General features: G+C 67.6%; 17 protein-coding genes. All 17 read left to right on the top strand.

Going from position 1 to position 16999, the window contains the following annotated elements:
• Positions 1–264: 264 nt before the first annotated feature.
• Positions 265–630 (top strand): flagellar hook-basal body complex protein FliE, encoded by a 366-nt coding sequence (fliE, locus tag R1L06_RS17980; RefSeq protein ID WP_005409552.1) that lies wholly within the window; start codon positions 265–267, stop codon positions 628–630.
• A gap of 12 nt (positions 631–642) precedes the next feature.
• Complete coding sequence (fliF, locus tag R1L06_RS17975; RefSeq protein ID WP_317218379.1) at positions 643–2289, top strand: flagellar basal-body MS-ring/collar protein FliF; 1647 nt, start codon at positions 643–645, stop codon at positions 2287–2289.
• Between the two features lie 7 nt (positions 2290–2296).
• The gene (gene fliG, locus R1L06_RS17970; protein ID WP_024958226.1) at positions 2297–3283 is read left to right on the top strand and encodes a flagellar motor switch protein FliG; all 987 of its coding nucleotides are present in this window, start codon (positions 2297–2299) and stop codon (positions 3281–3283) included.
• Complete coding sequence (locus R1L06_RS17965) at positions 3280–3921, top strand: FliH/SctL family protein (RefSeq protein WP_099479183.1); 642 nt, start codon at positions 3280–3282, stop codon at positions 3919–3921. The genes fliG and R1L06_RS17965 overlap by 4 nt, the downstream gene beginning before the upstream one ends.
• A complete protein-coding gene (locus tag R1L06_RS17960) occupies positions 3918–5303 on the top strand; it encodes a FliI/YscN family ATPase (protein WP_317218378.1) in 1386 nt (461 codons plus the stop codon). Before R1L06_RS17965 ends, R1L06_RS17960 begins: the two co-directional genes overlap by 4 nt.
• A gap of 3 nt (positions 5304–5306) precedes the next feature.
• Positions 5307–5774 (top strand): flagellar export protein FliJ, encoded by a 468-nt coding sequence (fliJ, locus tag R1L06_RS17955; RefSeq protein ID WP_005416437.1) that lies wholly within the window; start codon positions 5307–5309, stop codon positions 5772–5774.
• A complete protein-coding gene (locus tag R1L06_RS17950) occupies positions 5774–6910 on the top strand; it encodes a flagellar hook-length control protein FliK (RefSeq protein ID WP_317218377.1) in 1137 nt (378 codons plus the stop codon). Before fliJ ends, R1L06_RS17950 begins: the two co-directional genes overlap by 1 nt.
• 192 nt (positions 6911–7102) lie before the next feature.
• Complete coding sequence (locus R1L06_RS17945) at positions 7103–7618, top strand: flagellar basal body-associated FliL family protein (protein ID WP_049421892.1); 516 nt, start codon at positions 7103–7105, stop codon at positions 7616–7618.
• A gap of 10 nt (positions 7619–7628) precedes the next feature.
• A complete protein-coding gene (fliM, locus tag R1L06_RS17940) occupies positions 7629–8633 on the top strand; it encodes a flagellar motor switch protein FliM (RefSeq protein WP_032129211.1) in 1005 nt (334 codons plus the stop codon).
• Entirely contained in the window at positions 8630–8965 is a 336-nt protein-coding gene (fliN, locus tag R1L06_RS17935) for a flagellar motor switch protein FliN (protein WP_012510967.1), read from the top strand. The genes fliM and fliN overlap by 4 nt, the downstream gene beginning before the upstream one ends.
• Complete coding sequence (fliO, locus tag R1L06_RS17930; RefSeq protein ID WP_008266130.1) at positions 8962–9381, top strand: flagellar biosynthetic protein FliO; 420 nt, start codon at positions 8962–8964, stop codon at positions 9379–9381. Before fliN ends, fliO begins: the two co-directional genes overlap by 4 nt.
• 1 nt (position 9382) lies before the next feature.
• Positions 9383–10162, top strand: a complete 780-nt coding sequence (fliP, locus tag R1L06_RS17925) for a flagellar type III secretion system pore protein FliP (protein ID WP_317218376.1) — start codon at positions 9383–9385, stop codon at positions 10160–10162.
• 82 nt (positions 10163–10244) lie between these two features.
• Positions 10245–10514, top strand: coding sequence for a flagellar biosynthetic protein FliQ (locus R1L06_RS17920; RefSeq protein ID WP_012510965.1), 270 nt, complete (start codon positions 10245–10247; stop codon positions 10512–10514).
• Positions 10515–10527: 13 nt separating this feature from the next.
• A complete protein-coding gene (gene fliR / locus R1L06_RS17915; RefSeq protein WP_012510964.1) occupies positions 10528–11319 on the top strand; it encodes a flagellar biosynthetic protein FliR in 792 nt (263 codons plus the stop codon).
• Between the two features lie 164 nt (positions 11320–11483).
• Positions 11484–13616, top strand: coding sequence for a putative bifunctional diguanylate cyclase/phosphodiesterase (locus tag R1L06_RS17910; protein ID WP_317218375.1), 2133 nt, complete (start codon positions 11484–11486; stop codon positions 13614–13616).
• Between the two features lie 118 nt (positions 13617–13734).
• On the top strand, positions 13735–14865 hold the full coding sequence (flhB, locus tag R1L06_RS17905; protein WP_317218374.1) for a flagellar biosynthesis protein FlhB: 1131 nt from the start codon (positions 13735–13737) through the stop codon (positions 14863–14865).
• Positions 14866–14909: 44 nt separating this feature from the next.
• Positions 14910–16970: a flagellar biosynthesis protein FlhA gene (flhA, locus tag R1L06_RS17900; RefSeq protein ID WP_193391246.1), complete on the top strand. Its 2061-nt coding sequence runs from the start codon at positions 14910–14912 to the stop codon at positions 16968–16970.
• Positions 16971–16999: the final 29 nt, after the last annotated feature.

The raw sequence follows: 16999 nt of genomic DNA, 5'->3' as shown, positions 1-16999 counted from the left end.
GGGTCCGGTTGCGGGGGCGTGAGCGCCATGGATGGCGCGACCGAGCTTACATGGATGTACTTGCAGCGCCCCCCGCAACCGGACCCACCCCGCCACCCCACGGATAGCCCGCCGTTGACGTTGACGTTGATTCGGCGGGTGCAGGGCGCAGCCCTGCCAGCACACCCACAACCCTCACTTCACTGAATCGAAAACCGGTTTCGGCACGGCACTTGCACCTGCTCCAGCAGACAACCCCATCCCCTGTTTCTGGAACCGTTGCAGATGTCCCACTCCGTCACGTCGATCCTTTCGCAGATCCGCTCCTATCAGACCCAGATGGGACAGCCGGCGCTCAACCCGCTGGGCGAAACGCCGCGCAGCAACGCCCTGCCGGGCACGGTGCTGGATGCACCCCAGGCCCAGCCGGCCAGCTTCACCGAAACCCTGCGTGGTGCGATTGCCGGCGTCAACGACGCGCAACAGAAATCCGGCGCCCTGGCAAAAGCCTTCGAAATGGGCGACCCCAGCGCCGACCTCGCCAAGGTCATGGTCGCCTCGCAGCAGTCCCAGATCGCCTTCCGCGCCACCGTGGAAGTCCGCAACCGTCTCGTCCAGGCCTACCAGGACGTGATGAACATGCCGCTGTAAGGATAGAACCGCATGGCCCTGTCGCTCTCCAAGGAATCCCTGAACGCCGAAAAGGCGGGCCAGTGGTTCGATCGGCTGCAAAGCCTGCAGATCACCCGTCGGCTCGGACTGATGGCGATGATCGCCGTGGCCGTAGCGGCCGGGCTGTTCGTGTTCTTCTGGTCGCAGAAGCCCGGCATGGTCCCGCTGTATACCGGCCTGGACCAGAAGGCCACCGCTGAAGCGACCGACCTGCTGCGCGCCGCGCAGATCCCGTTCGCACTCGACCCGGCCACCGGTGGCATCACCGTGCCGGAAAAGAACCTGCACGACGCCCGCCTGAAGCTGGCCGGCTCCGGCCTGACCGACAGCGGCAAGCTCGGCTTCGAGCTGATGGAACGCGACCCGGGCTTCGGCGTCAGCCAGTTCGTGGAAAGCGCGCGCTACCAGCATGCGTTGGAAACCGAGCTGTCGCGCACCATCAACACGCTGCGCCCGGTGCGCGATTCGCGCGTGCACCTGGCCATTCCCAAGCCCAGCGCCTTCACCCGGCAGCGTGACGTGGCCAGCGCCTCGGTCACCCTGGAACTGCGTGGCGGCCAGCAATTGGAACGCAGCCAGGTCGACGCCATCGTGCACATGGTCGCGGCCAGCATTCCGGACCTCGCTCCGGAACGGGTGACCGTGGTCGACCAGAGCGGGCGCATGCTCAGCATCACCGACCCGAACAGCGAAGCGGCAGTCAATGCGGCCCAGTTCGAGCAGGTCCGCCGCCAGGAAACCTCGTTCAACCAGCGCATCCGCGAGCTGCTGGAGCCGATGACCGGTCCTGGCCGCGTCAATCCGGAAGTGAGCGTGGACATGGACTTCTCGGTAACCGAGGAAGCCCGTGAGCTCTACAACGGTGAACCGCAGAAGCTGCGCAGCGAGCAGATGAGCGAGAACACCACCAGCACCCCGGGCCCGCAGGGCGTGCCGGGCGCGACCAGCAACAGCCCGCCGGGCCAGCAGGCCGCACCGGCCACTGCGCAGGCCCCGACCGAAAGCAGCAAGAACGCGACCCGCAACTACGAGCTGGATCGCACCCTGCAGCACACCCGTCAGCCGGCCGGCCGCATCAAGCGCGTCTCGGTGGCGGTGCTGGTGGACAACGTGCCGCGCGCCGGTGCCAACGGCAAAGTCGCGCCGCAGCCGCTGTCGGCGGCCGAGCTGACCCGCGTCGAGGCGCTGGTCAAGCAGGCCGTCGGCTTCAACGCCGAGCGTGGCGACACCGTGTCGGTGATGAATGCCCCATTCGTGCGTGACACCACGCCGGTCGAAGGCCCGGCATGGTGGGAGCTGCCGTGGGTGCACGACGCCGGCCGCATGCTGCTGGGTGCCGTGGTGGTGCTGGCATTGCTGTTCGGCGTGCTGCGCCCTGCACTGCGCGCGATCACCGGCCAGAACAAGAAGAACGACGAACAGGCACTGGAGCCGCATACCGCGGACGTGCAGCTGGTCGATGACGATGGCATGCCACTGCCGGCGCTGGGCGCCGACCGGGCCAGCCTGGGCGGGCCGGATGCATTGGCCCTGCCGGTGGATTCATATGAGGAACGACTGCGGATGGCGCGTGAAGCCGTGAAGACCGACTCCAAGCGCGTGGCCCAGGTGGTCAAGGGCTGGGTGGCCAATGACTGAGGCCGCACTGACTGGCGTGCAGCGCGCCGCCGTACTGCTGCTTTCGCTGGGTGAGCTGGATGCGGCCGAAGTGCTGCGTCACATGGAACCCAAGGAAGTGCAGAAAATCGGCATCGCCATGGCCACCATGACCGACATCACCCGCGAACAGGTGGAACGGGTGATGGACCAGTTCGGCCAGGAGCTGGGCTCGAAGACCTCGCTGGGCGTGGGCTCGGACGATTACATCCGCAACATGCTGGTGCAGGCACTGGGCAGCGAGAAGGCCGGGAACCTGATCGACCGCATCCTGCTCGGCCGCAACACCACCGGCCTGGACGCGCTGAAGTGGATGGACCCGCGTGCGGTGGCCGACCTGGTGCGCAACGAGCACCCGCAGATCATCGCCATCGTGATGGCGCACCTTGAAACCGACCAGGCCGCCGACGCGCTGAAGCTGCTGCCCGACCGTACCCGCGTGGACGTGCTGCTGCGCATCGCCACCCTGGACGGTATTCCGCCCAATGCGTTGAACGAACTGAACGAGATCATGGAACGCCAATTCGCCGGCAACCAGAACCTGAAGTCGTCCAACATCGGCGGCGTGCAGTGCGCGGCCAACATCCTGAACTTCATGGACAGCGGCCAGGACCAGGCGATCCTGGGCGAAATCGCCCGCATCGATGCGCCGTTGAGCAACCGCATCCAGGACCTAATGTTCGTGTTCGACGACCTGGTAGACCTGGACGACCGCGAAATGCAGCTGGTGCTGCGCGAAGTGAGCGGCGAGCGCCTGGGCCTGGCCCTGCGCGGTGCCGACATCAAAGTGCGCGACAAGATCACCCGCAACATGTCGCAGCGCGCGGCCGAGATCCTGCTGGAAGACATGGAAGCCCGCGGCCCGGTGCGCCTGTCCGACGTGGAAGGCGCGCAGCGCGAGATCCTGGCCATCGTCAAGCGCATGGCCGATGAAGGCACCGTCACCATCGGTGGCAGCGCGGAGGCCATGCTGTGAGCAACGTCGTGCGCTGGCTTGCCCCGGACCTGCTGGCCCAGCCCGAACCGGTACTGGATCAGGAGGATGCGTTCGAACTCACCGAGCCGGACCCGGAACACGAGCCGGAGCCGCCGCTGCAGCTGCCGACCCTGGAGGAAATCCAGGCCATCCAGGACAGCGCAGAGAAGGAAGGCTTCCAACACGGCCATACCGAAGGCTACGGCCAGGGCCAGGCGGAGGTGCGTCGTCTCGCCGCGCAGATCGAAGGCATCCTGGACAACTTCAGCCGACCGCTGGTGCGGCTGGAGAACGAAGTGGTCGGCGCACTGGGCGAGCTGGCGGTACGCATCGCCGGTGCGCTGGTCGGCCGCGCCTATGAAGCCGACCCGGCACTGCTGGCACAGCTGGTCGGTGAGGCCATCGACGCGGTCGGTGGCAGCACCCGGGAAGTGGAAGTGCGACTGCACCCGGACGACATCGCCGCCCTCGCCCCGCTGTTGAGCCTGCCGCCACAACAGCGCCTGGTGCCAGACACCAGCCTCAGCCGCGGCGATCTTCGCGTGCACGCCGAAGCCGTGCGCATCGACGGCACCCTGGAAGCCCGCCTGCGAGGCGCGCTGGACGCGGTGATCCGCCAGACCGGAGCCAATGCATGAACCCCGATCCGCAGCCGACGCCGCCACCGGCCGACTGGGCCATGGCCCGCAACCTGCGCCTGGCCCGTCGGCTCGACGGCCTGCGCGTGGATACCGCCCATGGCCGTGGCCTGATCCGCGAAGGCGTGCTGCGTCGCGCGGTCGGACTGACCCTGGAAGCCGTCGGCTGCGAGGCACCGCTGGGCGCCAGCTGCAAGGTAGAAGTGGTCGATGGCGGCTGGGTCGATGCCGAAGTGGTCGGCTTCGCCGGCGAGCGCACCTACCTGATGCCCAGCGCAGAGCTGCATGGGCTGTTGCCCAATGCGCGGGTGGTGCCGTCCGCGCGCCGTGGCGGCATTGAAGTGGGCGAAGGCCTGCTCGGCCGCGTCATCGACAGCGACGGCGTACCGCTGGACGGCAAGGGCCCGATCCGCGCCGAGGGCCATGTCGGCATGGCCGGCGTGTCGATCAATCCGCTGGCACGTGAGCCGATCACCCAGCCGCTGGACGTCGGCGTGCGCGCGATCAACGCGCTGCTGCCGATCGGCCGCGGCCAGCGTGTCGGCCTGTTCGCCGGCTCCGGCGTCGGCAAGTCGACACTGCTGGGCATGATGACCCGCTACACCGCCGCCGACGTGATCGTGGTCGGCCTGATCGGTGAACGTGGCCGCGAAGTCCGCGATTTCGTCGAGACCACGCTGGGCGAGGAAGGCCTGCGCCGCGCCGTGGTGGTGGCCAGTCCCGCCGACCGGCCGCCGCTGGCGCGCCTGCATGGTGCCTATCGCGCTACCGCCATCGCCGAATGGTTCCGCGACCAGGGCCTGAACGTGCTGTTGCTGATGGACTCGCTGACCCGCTTCGCCCAGGCCCAGCGCGAGATCGGCCTGTCGGTGGGCGAACCGCCGACCACCCGCGGCTATCCGCCGTCGGTGTTCGCCAAGCTGCCGGCGCTGGTCGAGCGTGCCGGCAATGGTGCCAAGGGCCGCGGCTCGATCACCGCGTTCTACACGGTGCTGACCGAAGGCGACGATCCGCAGGATCCAATCGCCGATGCCGCGCGCGCGATCCTCGACGGCCACATCCTGCTGTCGCGGCGCGTGGCCGACAGTGGCCTGTACCCGGCCATCGACGTTGAATCGTCGGTCAGCCGCGTGGTCACGGAAATCGCCGACGAACCGTGGCGCCTGCGCATCCGCAAGCTGAAGCGGCTGGTCTCGGCCTATTCGGCCAACCGCGACCTGATCGCCATCGGTGCCTACCAGCGCGGCAACGACGCGGCCACCGACGAAGCCCTGGAACGCTGGCCGGAAATCATGGAGTTCCTCGGCCAGGACGTCGCCAAGGCCGCAGATCTCCCGCACAGCCAGGCGGCACTGCAGCGCCTGGTGGAACAAGAGAGTTAAGCCATGAACCAGTCCAAGCGCATCGATCCCCTGCTCAAGCGGGCCCAGGAACACGAGGACGCAGTCGCCCGCGATCTGGCCGAACGCCAGCGCGTGCTCGATACCCATCTATCGCGACTGGACGAACTGCGCCGCTATGCCGAGGAGTACGCGAACGCGCAGATGGCGGCGACCAGCCCGGCGCAGCTGCTGAACCGGCGCGCGTTCCTCGACCGTCTCGACAGTGCGGTGGAGCAGCAGCAGGCCACGGTCAACGGCAACCGCGAAAAGGTGGAAGCCGAGCGCGCCCGCCTGATCCTGGCCAGCCGTGACAAGGCCGTGCTGGAACAGCTGGCCGCCAGCTACCGTGCACAGGAAAAGGTGGTGACGGACCGCCGCGACCAGCGCGAGATGGACGACATTGGCGCGCGTCGCGCCCGCCTGGTACAGGCCGAAGATCAGGACGGCGCCGAGCAGGGAGGCCGCTCGTGATGCCCGCGCCATTGGCCAGCAGCGCCAACGCGCAGCCACAGCATTCCGGCAGCAGCGCACCCCGCGCGCCACGCGGTGATGGCAACAAGGAGTTCAGTCAACTGCTGCAGGGTGGCTCGCCGGCTGCCGATGCATCCTCGAAACCCTCCAACTCGCCCATGCCGTCCACGCAGGGACCGGCATCGGACAGCACTGGCCAGGCCGGCGCCGAGCGCAGGCCGGACAGCACTGCCGTCCCCGAAGAGACCGCCGCCACGGTGCCCACAGCACCGGCCAAGCCGGTTGCCGAAAAGGACACCCCGGCGGCGACCGAGGAAGCCCCGTGGCCGCCACTCGGCCTGGCCGGGCTGGTGCTGGCGGTACCGGCGCCTGCCGATCCTGCCGCCGCTCTGCCAGCAATGGCTGCAACAGCTGCCGACGCAGACGGCAACGCACTACCCGCCCCCGCCCCACTGCCGGCCGCCGCAGCCCTGCCATCCGCAGCGGCGGCTGCCACATCGTCCACCACCAGCAGCGGCACCGACCAGACAGCCACATTGCCGTTGCCTGAACTGGTGCTGCCCGGCAAGCGCAACGAGCGTGGCGAAGGCAGCGACGCACCCCTCATCGGCGACCGTGCCGCAGCGCCGCTGCTGCATGCGCCGGGCAACGCGGCTGTGCAGGATCTGAAAGCTGCACTCGCTACCGGCAACGCCATCTTCAATGGCGAGCCGACTCCGAAGCCGGTGCTCGGTGACGATGGTTTCGACCAGGCCGTCGGCGCGCGCCTGGGCTGGCTGGCCGACCAGAAGATCGGCCACGCCCACATCCGGTTGAGTCCGGACGACATGGGCCCGGTCGACGTGCGCCTGCAGTTGAACGGCGACAAGGTGCATGCCAGCTTCAGCAGCCCACACGTGGATGTGCGCCAGGCACTGGAAAGCAGCCTGCCGCGCCTGCGCGAACTCCTCGGCGAGCAGGGCTTCCAGCTGGCTCATGCTGATGTTGGTCATCAGGCGCCCGGTGGTGACGGCAATGCGTCAGGCCAGGCCAGTGGCGGCGGCATCGCGGGTGACGGAGAACCGTCGCCGGGCGAGGCCAGCGTGTCGTCCGCGCAGTTGATCCGCCAGCGCGGGTTGCTGGACGCGTACGCCTGACAGACGTGCCAACCAAGGTTGGCACCCACCAGAGCGGGACGGTTGGCACCTACCAGTATCGCGTTGGTGGGTGCGGAGCGCGCTCCGCACGGCCCTACCGGCACCCCGACGGAATTCCGTCGCACCCCTCTGCCCCGGCTCCGGCACGCCCCTTGCATATCCCGGTGAAGCAACCCTCAGGAGCTTCACCCCGTGGCCGCAGCCGCTGACAAAACCAAGAAGACCGCCGAGAAGGACAAGGCCGCCAAGCCGCGCAGTCCGATCCTGATCACCGCACTGGTGGCCGTGCTCGCCGCCGCTGCCGCCGGTGGCGGCGTCTGGTTCTTCACCCAGTCCAAGCACGAAGAGAAGACCGCGCAGGCCCCGAAGAAGGCCAGTACTCCGGCACCGGCGCAGTACTTCGCGCTGGACCCGGCCTTCGTGGTCAATCTCAACGGCCCGGTCGACGGCCCGCGCTACCTGCAGCTGGAAGTGCAGCTGATGACCCGCGATCCCGCTGCACTGGAAGCGATCAAGACGCATGCGCCAGCCATTCGCGCACGCCTGCTGATGCTGTTCTCGCAGGTCAGCCCCGACCAGATCGCCGACATCGCCGGCAAGCAGAAGCTGCAGGCCGCTTCGCTGGCCGAAGTGCAGAAAGTGCTCAAGGCCGAGACCGGCAGCAACGGCGCCGACGATCTGCTGTTCACCAGCTTCGTGACCCAGTAAGGGCCCACCGATGAATGATCTGCTGTCCCAGGACGAGATCGATGCCCTGCTCCACGGCGTGGACAGTGGCGCGGTCGAGACCGATGCGGAACCGCCGTCAGGCGAAGCACGTTCGTACGACTTCGCCAGCCAGGACCGCATCATCCGTGGTCGCATGCCGACCCTGGAAATGGTCCACGAGCGCTTCGCGCGCCTGTGGCGGATCGGCCTGTTCAACCTGATACGCCGTTCGGCCGAACTGTCGGTGCGCGGCATCGAGCTGATCAAGTTCAACGACTACATGCACTCGCTGTATGTGCCGACCAACCTGAACCTGATCCGCTTCAAGCCGCTGCGCGGTACCGGCCTGATCGTGTTCGAACCGACCCTGGTGTTCGCCATCGTCGACAACTTCTTCGGCGGCGACGGGCGCTACCCCACCCGCATCGAAGGCCGCGAGTTCACCGCCACCGAAATGCGGGTGATCCACCTGCTGCTGAAGCAGACCTTCGCCGACCTGCGCGAGGCCTGGGCACCGGTGATGGATGTCGACTTCGAGTACATCAACTCGGAGATCAACCCGCACTTCGCCAACATCGTGACGCCGCGCGAGTACGTGGTGGTGTGCCGGCTGCACGTCGAGCTCGACGGCGGTGGCGGCGACATCCACGTCACCCTGCCGTATTCGATGCTGGAGCCGATCCGCGAGCTGCTCGACGCCGGCATCCAGAGTGACCGCAACGACCGCGACGAGAGCTGGGGCCAGACCCTGCGCGAACAGCTCAACATCGCCGAGGTGACCCTGTCCAGCGTACTGGCCAGCAAGCGCATGACCCTGCGTGACCTGACCCAGCTGAAGGTCGGCGACATCCTGCCGATCGAGCTCAGCCCGCAGGTGCCGCTATGCGTGGAGAACATCCCGGTGTTCACCGGCGAGTTCGGCATCGCCAACGGCATGAACGCCGTGAAGATCACCGCTACCCATCCGCCGGGCACCCGCCCGCGCGCACCCGTCATCCAGGAAGACCCGCAATGAACGATATCGACGCCCTCGAACCGACCCCGGCCCAGTTCGGCACCCTGCAGGCCGAAGAAGGGGCCGGCGCCGACCTCAACCTGGACGTGATCCTCGACGTGCCGGTGACCCTGTCGCTGGAAGTCGGTCGTGCCCGCCTGCCGATCCGCAACCTGCTGCAGCTCAACCAGGGCTCGGTGGTGGAACTGGAACGCGGCGCCGGCGAATCGCTGGATGTGTTCGTCAACGGCACCCTGATCGCCCACGGCGAGGTGGTGGTGATCAACGACCGCTTCGGCGTTCGCCTGACCGACGTGGTCAGCCCGAGCGAGCGGATCCGGAGACTGCGTTGAGCCTGCTGGCCTCCACACTGCTGGCGGTCGGCAAGACCGCCGCACCGATCGGCCCGCAGGTCGGCCAGCACGCGGCCGCCGCACCGAGCCTGTTCGGTGCGGTGCTGGCGCTGCTGGCGGTACTGGCCCTGGTCATCGGCCTGGGCTGGCTGCTCAAGCGGCTGCCCGGCAGCGGCTTCCGCCCGGCCGAAGGCATGAAGCTGGTGGCCAGCCTGAGCGTCGGCGCCAAGGAGCGCGTGGTGGTGGTGGAGGTCAATGGCCAGCAGCTGCTGCTGGGCGTTACCGCCGGCGGCATCAACACCCTGCACACCCTGCCCGAACCGCTGCCGCCGCCGGCCCCGGTGCGCGTGCCGGACTTCAAGAATCTTCCGAATTTCGCCCAGCTGCTGCAGCAGCGGCTGCGCAAGGATCCCTGACATGCGTGTCACCCGTACCCGTCTTGCCACCCTGATGCCGTGGCTGCTGTTGCTCGCCCTGTGCCTGTTGCCGGCGCTGGCCTTCGCCGCGCCCGGCCCGCCGACCACGCCGCTGCCCGACATCAATGTCGGCAAGATCGGCGGTGCACCGGTCAGCCTGCCGCTGCAGACCCTGCTGTTGATGACCGCGATCACCCTGATCCCGTCGATGCTGCTGGTGCTGACCTCGTTCACCCGCATCATCATCGTGCTGGGCCTGCTGCGCCAGGCACTGGGCACCGGGCAGACGCCGTCCAACCAGGTGCTGCTGGGCCTGGCCCTGTTCCTCACCGCAATGATCATGCTGCCGACCTGGGACAAGGCCTGGAGCACCGGCATGGCGCCCTACCTCAATGGCGAGATCGACTTCCAGACCGCCTGGACGCTGACCACCTCGCCGCTGCGCGCCTTCATGCTGGCGCAGATCCGCGAGACCGACCTGATGACCTTCGCCGGCATCGCCGGGCATGGCACCTACGCCAGCCCCGACGCGATCCCGTTCCCGGTGCTGGTCGCCTCGTTCGTCACCAGTGAACTGAAGACCGCCTTCGAGATCGGCTTCCTGATCTTCATCCCGTTCGTGATCATCGATCTGGTGGTGGCCAGCGTGCTGATGTCGATGGGCATGATGATGCTGTCGCCGATGCTGGTGTCGGCACCGTTCAAGATCCTGCTGTTCGTGCTGGTGGATGGCTGGGTGCTGACCGTCGGTACCTTGGCGGCGAGCTTCAATCCGGCGTGATCGAGAGGCAGTCGAGCATGGCTCGACTCTACAGAAGCACAGTCGAGCATGGCTCGACGCTACATGAGCAGATGGAACCCGAATGACTCCCGAACTTGCCCTGACCGAACTGCGTGGCGGCCTGATCACCGTGTTGTGGGTGGCCGGCCCGCTGCTGCTCACCGTGCTGGTGGTCGGTGTGGTGGTGGGCGTGGTGCAGGCCGCGACCCAGCTCAATGAGCCGACCATCGCCTTCGTCGCCAAGGCGGCGGCGCTGACCGCGGTGCTGTTCGCGCTGGGCAGCCTGCTGATCGGCCACCTGGTGGAGTTCACCACGCTGCTGTTCCAGCGCATTCCACACCTGATCGGCTAGGACACGCGCTTCGATGGACGCCGCCACCCAGATGGCTGCCGACGGCCTGCAGGCCTTCGGCATGATCGGCACCGTGCTGTGGACCATGCTGCGCATCGGCGCAGTGGCCATGGCCATGCCGATGGTCGGTACCCGTGCCGTACCCGCGCGGGTGCGCGTGGTGCTGGCTGGCACCCTGGCCATCGCACTGGCGCCGCTGCTGCCGCCGGTACCGGACTGGACCGGTTTCGATGCCGCCACGGTGCTGACCATCGCCCGTGAACTGGCCATCGGCGTATCCATCGGCTTCCTGCTTCGGCTGGTGTTCGAGGCCGGCGCGATGGCCGGCGAACTGATCGCCCAGGGCACCGGCCTGGCCTTCGCGCAGATGAGTGACCCATTGCGTGGCGGCACCTCCGGCGTGATCGGCCAGTGGTTCTATCTGCTGTTCGGCCTGCTGTTCTTCACCGCCAACGGGCACCTGGCGCTGATCTCGCTGGTGGTGGACAGCTACCGGGCGCTGCCGATCGGCGCCCCGCTGCCGGACCCGCACGCCTTCTTCAGCATCGCCCCAACCTTCCTGCTGACCGTACTGCGCGGCGCATTGACCCTGGCGATCCCGCTGACCGTGGCAATGCTGGCGGTGAACCTGGCGTTCGGCGTCCTGGCCCGTGCGGCCCCGGCGCTGAACCCGATCCAGCTCGGCCTGCCAGTGTCTCTGCTGCTGGGCCTGTTCCTGCTGGCGCTGCTGGCCGGGGAAATGGGTCCGCCGGTACAGCGCCTGTTCGATGCCGCCTTCCAGGCTGCGGACACGGTCACACACTGACCGGATCATCACGTTTTACTGCTTGCCCTTCCCCCGGGTCTGCGCGTTAGAGTGAATACGCGGCAACCGGGGGGATGCCGCACGTGGCCGGCGCCGTGCGTCGGCCTGCCTCATGCATGCCCCACCGTGGTTTCCGTCGACAGGCAGGTCCGGGAGACTGACGAATGCTGGTAGGCACGTACAACCCGTGGCTGGTGGCGATCTCGCTGCTGGTTGCCGTGATGGCTTCGTACACCGCGCTGGCGATGGCCGGGCGCACGGTCACTGCACCCGGCAAGGGCGCGGCGTGGTGGTGGCGCCTTGGTGGTGGCTTCGCCATGGGCCTGGGCATCTGGTCGATGCACTTCATCGGCATGCTCGCCTTCGACCTGCCCATTCCGCTCGGCTACGACCTGCCCATCACCCTGCTTTCCCTCGCATTGGCGATCGCCTCATCGGTGTTCGCGCTATGGCTGGTTTCGCTGCGTACCCTGCCCCACCCGCGGTTGGCCGGTGGCGCGCTGCTGATGGGCACCGGCATTGCCGGCATGCATTACGTTGGCATGGCCGCAATGCGCATGCAGCCGGGCATCGACTACGACCCGGGCTGGCTGCTTTTTTCGCTGATGGTGGCGGTGGCCGCCTCGTGGACGGCGCTGTACGTGGCGTTCCGCCTGCGCGCGCAGCGCACCCGTGTCGGCGACCGGCTCGCGGCTGCCGGCCTGCTCGGGTTGGCCATCGTCGGCATGCACTACACCGGCATGGCCGCCGCGCGCTTTCCGGAAGGCAGCATCTGCGGCGCAGCCGTCGGCGATGGGCTGCAGAGCGAATGGCTGGCCATGCTGGTGGTGGTGCTGACCGTCGCCATCCTGGCCGTGGTGCTGGTGGTCTCCTGGCTGGACCAGCGGGTGGAGGCGCAACTGCTGCGCCTGCGCAATTCCCTGTTGAGTACCTCGCTGACCGACGCACAGCAGGAACTGACCCAGGCCGCACTGCACGACCCGCTTACCCGCCTGCCCAACCGCCTGCTGCTGCAGCGTCGCATCGTGCAGGCGCTGGCCGAGGCTGAACAGGGCGGCAGCCGCTTCGCGGTGATGTTCATGGATCTGGATGGCTTCAAGCAGGTCAACGATGCCTACGGCCACCAGGCCGGCGATGCACTGTTGGTTGCGGTGGCCGAACGCACGCGCCAGCTGCTTCGGCCCAACGACATGCTGGCCCGTCTGGGCGGTGACGAATTCGTGCTGGTGGTGCGCATCGAGCACGACGAGGACCTGCCGACCCTGGCCCGGCGCATCCTGCAGGCGGTCGGCAGCGGGCCGTTGCTGGCCGACAACGAACTGCAGGTGACCGCCAGCATCGGCGTCGCGATCTGTCCGGATCACGCTGCCAGCGAGCGGCAGCTGATGGCCTTTGCCGATGCAGCGATGTACCAGGCCAAGGAATCCGGACGCAACGCCTTCGTACTGTTCGCCGACTGGATGAATGACAGCGCCGAACAACAGTTCCGGCTGCTGGCCGACCTGCGCCGGGCCATCGGCAGCGAGCAGCTGTTCCTGCACTACCAGCCGAAGATCCAGGTAGCCATGCAGAAAGTAGCCGGTGCCGAAGCGCTGATCCGCTGGCGCCATCCGGAGCATGGCCTGATCCCGCCGGACCGCTTCATCCGGCTGGCCGAACGCAGCGGTGCGATCAATGAGATCGGGCGCTGGGCGCTGGACCAGGCATGCCAGCAGCTGCGCCGTTGGCACGATGCCGGCCACGAGGGCTGGTCGATGTCGGTGAACCTGTCGCCGGTGCAGTTCAGCTCGCCGCACCTGCTGCAGGATGTGCGTGAAGTGATCGAACGCTACGACATTGCCCCACGCCACCTGGTGCTGGAGATCACCGAAAGCACGGTGATGCGCGATACCGATACCAGCCTGCGCCTGCTGCAGGCGCTCTCGGCACTGGGCGTGGGCATCTCCATCGATGACTTCGGCACCGGCTATTCCAGCCTGCTGTACCTGAAGCGGTTGCCGGCCACCGAAATCAAGATCGACCACGCCTTCGTACGCGACCTGGAGCACAGCGCCGAGGACGTGGTGATCGTCTCGGCGATCGTGGCGCTGGGCCACGCGCTGGACATGGACATCGTGGCCGAAGGCGTGGAAACCGCCGCGCAGCGCGCCTACCTGGAGCGGCTGGGCTGCGATTACCTGCAGGGCTACCTGCTCGGCCGCCCGGTGGATGCGGCGCGCTTCATGCAGCTGCATGACCTGCCGCGGCCGCGGGTGGAACTGGCGCAGAGCCCGCCGACGCTGCACCCGCCGGGGTAAATCCAGGCTGCGCTCCCACCTGCACCTGCTCTGGTAGATGCCAACCTTGGTTGGCACATGAACCCATCACGGAACGGTTCTTGCACGCACCCCGGCATCCCCTGCCGCAGTGCCCGTGATGTCCGAGAACGAATCCGCCGGCGAAAAGACCGAACAACCTACCGAAAAACGCCTGCGCGATGCCCGTGAACAGGGCAACCTGCCGCGCTCGCGCGAGCTCGGCACGGCCGCCGTGTTCGGCGCCGGCGTACTGGCGGTGATGGCCATGAGCGGCTCGATCGGCCGTGGTGCAAGCGCCTGGATGAAGCATGCACTCAGCCCAGAGCAGAGCCTGCGGCAGAACCCGAAGGCGCTGTTCGGCCACTTCGGCGACCTGCTGCTGCAGTTCATGCTGGTGATCGCGCCGCTGGTGCTGGTCTGCCTGCTGGCCAGCTTCGTCGCCCCGCTGGTGATGGGCGGCCTGCGCTGGTCGCAGAAGGCGATGATGCCCGACTTAAACCGCATGAACCCGATGAGCGGGCTCAAGCGCCTGTATGGCCCGGAAGCCATCGCCGAGTTCACCAAGTCGTTGTTGCGCGTGGCTTTTGTCGGCGTTGCCGCCGGGCTGGTGGTGTGGACCGGCTTCGACACCCTGCGCGGGCTGATCCACCACCCGCTGGAGACCGCCATCACCGACGGCCTCGGCTTCACCCTGCGCCTGCTGCTGGCCACCGCCGGCGCGATGCTGGTGCTGGCTGCCATCGATGCGCCCTACCAGCGCTGGAACTGGATGCGCAAGCTGAAGATGACGCGTGAAGAGCTGCGCCGGGAAATGAAGGAAAGCGAGGGCAGCCCCGAGGTCAAGGGCCGCATCCGCCAGCTGCAGCAGCAGATGGCCAACCGCCGGATGATGGAGGCGGTGCCCACTGCCGACGTGGTGGTGGTCAACCCCACCCACTACGCGGTCGCCCTTAAGTACGAGGGCGGCGCCATGAACGCCCCCAAAGTGGTCGCCCTGGGTGTGGATGAGACCGCCCTGCGCATCCGTGAAGTGGCCGACGGCAACAAGGTGGCGATCGTCTCCGCCCCGCCTTTGGCACGCGCCTTGTATCGGGAAGGCCAACTCGGAAAGGAAATCCCCGTGAGACTGTATTCGGCCGTCGCCCAGGTCCTGTCCTACGTCTACCAGCTGCGCGCCTGGCGCACTGGCCCGATGCCGGACGCCCCGCACATCCAGGTGGATGAATTCGGCAAGGGAGGCCGCCCGTGAGCGCCCAGCCCTCCACCGGTTTCAACACCCGCCGCGCGCTGGAAATGATCCGCCAGGGCCTTGGCGCACCGCTGATCGTGCTGGCCCTGCTGGCCATGGTCGTGGTGCCGCTGGCCGCGCCGGTGCTCGACGCCCTGTTCACCTTCAACATCGCCATCTCGCTGATGGTGCTGCTGGCGGTAGTCTACGTGAAGCGCCCGCTGGACTTCACGATCTTCCCGATCGTGCTGCTGATCACCACCATGCTGCGGCTGGCGCTGAACGTCGCCTCCACCCGCGTCATCCTGCTGAACGGCCAGAACGGCCATGACGCCGCGGGCAAGGTCATTGCCGCCTTCGGCGAGTTCGTGATCGGCGGCAACTACGCGGTCGGCATCGTGGTGTTCGCGATCCTGACCATCATCAACTTCGTGGTCATCACCAAGGGCGCCGGCCGCGTCTCGGAAGTGACCGCGCGCTTCATCCTCGACGCGATGCCCGGCAAGCAGATGGCGATCGACGCCGACCTCAACGCCGGTTTGCTGACGCGTGAAGAAGCCAAGCTGCGCCGCGAGGAAGTCCGCGAGGAAGCCGATTTCTACGGCGCGATGGACGGTGCCAGCAAGTTCATCCGTGGTGATGCCATTGCCGGCATCCTGATCCTGTTCATCAACATGCTCGGCGGCCTGGCCGTAGGCGTGCTGCAGCATGGCATGCCGTTCGGCGATGCCGCTGCCACCTACACCCTGCTTTCGATTGGTGATGGCCTGGTGGCGCAGCTGCCGGCGCTGCTGGTCTCCAGCGCCGTGGCCATGCTGGTCACCCGCGCCTCGCGTTCGCAGGACATGGCCCAGGCCATGACCGGCCAGGTGTTCGGCCAGTACCGCGCGCTGGCGATCACCGCCGGCATCATCGGCGTGGTCGGCCTGGTGCCGGGCATGCCCAACGTCGCTTTCCTGACGCTGTCCGCGATCCTCGGCTTCATCGCCTGGAAGGTCTACCGCAAGGGCAAGGCCGCGGCCACCGATCCGGCAGCCGCAGGCAATGACGCTGCCGCGCTCAACGCACTCGGCCGCCCGGCCGCGCCGGCTCCGACTGCCGAACTGAGCTGGGACGAACTGCGCCCGGTCGATCCGCTGGGCCTGGAGGTCGGCTACCGGCTGATTCCGCTGGTGGACAGCAGCCAGGGCGGCGAACTGATGGCACGCATCAAGGGCGTGCGGCGCAAGCTGACCCAGGACGTTGGTTTTCTGATCCCCTCGGTGCACATCCGCGACAACCTGGAGCTGCCGGCCAACGGCTACCGCGTGCTGGTGCACGGCGTACCGGTGGCCACCGCCGAGATCCACCCCGACCGCGAACTGGCCCTGGACCCGGGCAGCGCCCTCGGGGCGCTGGAAGGCATCGCCGGCAAGGACCCCGCGTTCGGCCTGGATGCCACCTGGATCCAACCGCACCAGCGTGCCCAGGCTGAAACGCTGGGCTATACCGTGGTCGATCCGGCCACCGTGGTCGCCACCCATCTGTCGCACCTGATCCGCGAGCACGCACCGGAACTGCTCGGCCACGAGGAAGTGCAGCACCTGCTGGCCAACCTGGCCAAGAGCGCGCCCAAGCTCGTCGAAGATCTGACGCCGAAGGCGCTGCCGCTGTCGGCGGTGGTACGCGTGCTGCAGAACCTGCTGATCGAGCGCATTCCGATCCGCCAGCTGCGCAAGATCGCCGAAGCACTGGTCGAACACGCGCCCAACAGCCAGGACCCGGCCGTGCTGACTGCCGCCGTGCGCACCGCACTGGGTCGTTTCATCGTGCAGGAGATCGCCGGAATGTCGGCGGAGCTGCCGGTGTTCACGCTCAACCCACAATTGGAACGTGTCTTGCAGGAGTCCACGCAGGGCAACGGCGCCGCGCTGGAACCCGGACTCGCTGAGCGACTGCACCAGAGCCTGGCCGAATGCGTCAGCAAGCAGGAAGCCCGCAACGAGCCCGCGGTCGTGCTGGTACCTGGCCCGGTGCGTGCCGCGCTGGCCCGCCTGGTCCGCCACAGCGTTCCGTCGCTGTCGGTCCTGGCCTACAGCGAGGTGCCGGAGGACAAGCGCCTGAAGCTGGTCGGAACGATCAGCTGACGCCGCCCTCCGATGCGCCAGAAAACAGA

Origin of the sequence: Stenotrophomonas mexicanensis (assembly GCF_032911605.1) — a bacterium.
GTDB lineage: Bacteria > Pseudomonadota > Gammaproteobacteria > Xanthomonadales > Xanthomonadaceae > Stenotrophomonas > Stenotrophomonas maltophilia_A.
Note: the sequence above shows the minus strand (reverse complement) of the source record. Positions and strands in the feature narration are given on the sequence as shown.

What these genes read in the sequence shown, in the direction of transcription:
- fliN (WP_012510967.1), top strand. Translation starts at nt 8,630, where the DNA reads ATGAACGATATCGACGCCCTCGAACCGACCCCGGCCCAGTTCGGCACC.
- flhA (WP_193391246.1), top strand. Translation starts at nt 14,910, where the DNA reads ATGATCCGCCAGGGCCTTGGCGCACCGCTGATCGTGCTGGCCCTGCTG.
- flhB (WP_317218374.1), top strand. Translation starts at nt 13,735, where the DNA reads ATGTCCGAGAACGAATCCGCCGGCGAAAAGACCGAACAACCTACCGAA.
- R1L06_RS17960 (WP_317218378.1), top strand. Translation starts at nt 3,918, where the DNA reads ATGAACCCCGATCCGCAGCCGACGCCGCCACCGGCCGACTGGGCCATG.
- fliP (WP_317218376.1), top strand. Translation starts at nt 9,383, where the DNA reads ATGCGTGTCACCCGTACCCGTCTTGCCACCCTGATGCCGTGGCTGCTG.
- fliJ (WP_005416437.1), top strand. Translation starts at nt 5,307, where the DNA reads ATGAACCAGTCCAAGCGCATCGATCCCCTGCTCAAGCGGGCCCAGGAA.
- fliF (WP_317218379.1), top strand. Translation starts at nt 643, where the DNA reads ATGGCCCTGTCGCTCTCCAAGGAATCCCTGAACGCCGAAAAGGCGGGC.
- fliR (WP_012510964.1), top strand. Translation starts at nt 10,528, where the DNA reads ATGGACGCCGCCACCCAGATGGCTGCCGACGGCCTGCAGGCCTTCGGC.
- R1L06_RS17920 (WP_012510965.1), top strand. Translation starts at nt 10,245, where the DNA reads ATGACTCCCGAACTTGCCCTGACCGAACTGCGTGGCGGCCTGATCACC.
- R1L06_RS17910 (WP_317218375.1), top strand. Translation starts at nt 11,484, where the DNA reads ATGCTGGTAGGCACGTACAACCCGTGGCTGGTGGCGATCTCGCTGCTG.
- fliE (WP_005409552.1), top strand. Translation starts at nt 265, where the DNA reads ATGTCCCACTCCGTCACGTCGATCCTTTCGCAGATCCGCTCCTATCAG.
- R1L06_RS17950 (WP_317218377.1), top strand. Translation starts at nt 5,774, where the DNA reads ATGCCCGCGCCATTGGCCAGCAGCGCCAACGCGCAGCCACAGCATTCC.
- fliM (WP_032129211.1), top strand. Translation starts at nt 7,629, where the DNA reads ATGAATGATCTGCTGTCCCAGGACGAGATCGATGCCCTGCTCCACGGC.